We start from the raw sequence: 2653 nt of genomic DNA, 5'->3' as shown, positions 1-2653 counted from the left end.
TGGAGAAGGTCAGCGAGGAGACCGCCGCGCCCGTCCGCCCGCTGGTGACCGAGCTCGCGGTGACCCCGCTGCCCGAGGACCGGCCGGACTACCTCGAGACGTACGTGCGCGGCGTGGTCGGCGCGCTGATCGACCTGGGGCTGACCCGGGAGATCGCGGACGCCCGCGGCCGCCTGCAGCGGATGGACCCCGACCGCGAGCCCGACGCGTACCAGGCGGCGTTCGCGGAGCTCATCGCGAGCGAGAACCGCCGTCGGGCCCTGCGCGCGGACGGCTGAGGCGCCGGGGGAGCGGTCGCCGTCGGGCGGCGCAGTCGGGCAGGTTGCCGGGCCGTTCATTAGGTCGCGTGTTGGTGGGCGTGCCACGATTCCCGGGTGACATCCACCGAGGCTCGTGGCGACCCCAATGCAGCGGAGCCATCCCCGGGTAGTTCCTCCACACCGCGTGCGACGACGGAGGAGGGACCGGCTCCGAGTTCGCACGCTCCGCAGGGCGCGGGACTGGCGCTCGCGCTAGGAGCTCTCGGGGTCGTCTTCGGAGACGTCGGGACGAGCCCGCTCTACGCGCTGCAGACCGTGTTCAGCATCGACCACAACAGCGTCAAGCCGACGCCCGTCGACGTGTTCGGTGTGATCTCGATGGTCATCTGGTCGATCGCGATCGTCGTGTCGATCAAGTACGTCGCCCTGATCATGCGCGCCGACAACGACGGCGAGGGTGGCATTCTCGCGCTGCTGGCGTTGCTGCGCGAGAAGCTCGCCGATCGCAGGCGGATGGCCATCGCCGTGGTGCTCGGCATGATCGGCGCCGCGCTGTTCTACGGCGACAGCGTCATCACCCCGGCGATCTCGGTCATGTCGGCGATCGAGGGCCTCGCCGTGGTCAACCCCTCCCTCGTGGACCTGGTGCTCCCGGTGTCGATCGCGGTCCTGACCGTGCTGTTCGTCGTCCAACGGTGGGGCACCGAGACCGTCGGGCGGCTGTTCGGGCCGGTGATGACGCTGTGGTTCGTCGTGCTCGCCGCCCTGGGAGTCCCGCAGATCGTCCGGTATCCCGAGATCCTCGCCGCGCTGTCACCCACCTACGCGTTGGCGTTCGTGGCCGAGCACCCGTTCACGGCGTTCGTCGCCATGGGCGCCGTCGTCCTGACGATCACCGGAGCCGAGGCCCTCTACGCGGACATGGGGCATTTCGGGGCCCGACCCATCCGTTTCGCCTGGTACGCGCTCGTCTTCCCCGCGTTGGCGCTGAACTATTTCGGGCAGGGGGCGATGATCCTGCACGACCCCGCCACGATCGCCAACCCGTTCTTCAACCTGGCGCCGACCTGGGCGAGGCTGCCCCTGGTGGTTCTGGCGACGGTGGCCACGGTCATCGCGTCGCAGGCGGTGATCTCGGGTGCCTTCTCGGTCTCGCGGCAGGCCGTCCGGCTCGGCCTGTTCCCCCGACTGACGGTCAAGCACACCTCGCTCAAGGAGGGCGGCCAGATCTACCTGCCGGCGGTCAACTGGATCCTCTTCTTCGGGGTCATCGTCTTGATCGGGGTGTTCCGGAGCTCGAGCCGGCTCGCCACGGCCTACGGCCTGGCCGTCACCGGCACGTTCGTCTTGACGAGCATGCTCTACCTCCTGCTGGCGAAGCGGGTATGGCACTGGGCGCTGTGGAAGATCGTCGCCTACGGCGTCTTCGTCGGCGGCCTGGAGGTCGTGTTCTTCGCGGCGAACCTGACGAAGATCGTCAGCGGCGGCTGGCTCCCGCTGCTCATCGCGATCGTCGTCGTCACGCTCATGATGACCTGGCGCAAGGGCGCCGCCGTCGTCGCCAGGCATCGCACCGAGCTCGAGGGGCCGCTCGACGAGTTCGTGGAGATGATCCGGGCGACCGGCGTGCCGCGAGTGCCCGGTCTCGCGGTGTTCCCGCACTCCAACCGCGCCACGACACCGCTGGCGCTGCGCTCCCACGTGAGCTTCAACCACGTGCTGCACGAGCAGGTGGTGATCGTGCAGATCATCAATGAGAACGTGCCGCACATCCGGCACGTCGATCGCGCGCGGGTCGACGACCTGGGCCACGCCGGCGACGGCATCGTGCACGTCACCGTGCGCGTGGGCTTCAACGACAGCCAGGACATCCCGAAGGGCCTCGCGCTGGCGATCGGCAAGTCCCCCGAGCTCGACCTGGGTCTCGACGACGCCCGCTACTTCCTCTCGGTGCTCACCCTGCACGCGAGCGGTGACCCCCGGCTGAGGGACTGGCAGGAGCGACTGTTCGTCGGGATGGCCCACAACGCGGCGAATCGCACCGACGTGTTCCATCTGCCGCCCGACCGCACCATCGTCGTGGGCGCCAACCTGGCTGTGTGAACGCCTGCTGCTCAATCCGTGCGTGCGTCTCGTGCGGAGACTCGCGTCGCCCGATCATTCAGCTGGTCACGGCCGCCGATCGGCCCGCGAACTGCGACTTGTTGTCGTCGCCAGGCTGGAAATGCGACAACAACGGCTCTCCTGACTCTTCCGTGGGTCATTTTCGGCCAGGGGGACGGGTCGGTGGCCGAGCTACCAGGTGCTGTCTTGGTTTGGCAGCCGTGGTGATCGCTCGGCTCGACGCAGGGTCAGGCAGACTGCGGCGCGTCAGATCCCGTATCGCTGCCCGA

1 protein-coding gene and 1 pseudogene are annotated in these 2653 nt (G+C 68.7%); both read left to right on the top strand.

Going from position 1 to position 2653, the window contains the following annotated elements:
• Window positions 1-278 (top strand): annotated as a pseudogene (locus tag VIM26_RS03070) (DNA primase); the annotation flags it as partial.
• A 222-nt stretch (window positions 279-500) separates the two neighbouring features.
• A complete protein-coding gene (locus VIM26_RS03065; RefSeq protein WP_331948855.1) occupies window positions 501-2363 on the top strand; it encodes a potassium transporter Kup in 1863 nt (620 codons plus the stop codon).
• Window positions 2364-2653 lie beyond the last annotated feature (290 nt).

Origin of the sequence: Pengzhenrongella sp. (assembly GCF_036565025.1) — a bacterium.
GTDB lineage: Bacteria > Actinomycetota > Actinomycetes > Actinomycetales > Cellulomonadaceae > Pengzhenrongella.
This window is presented reverse-complemented; position numbering and strand designations above follow the sequence as displayed.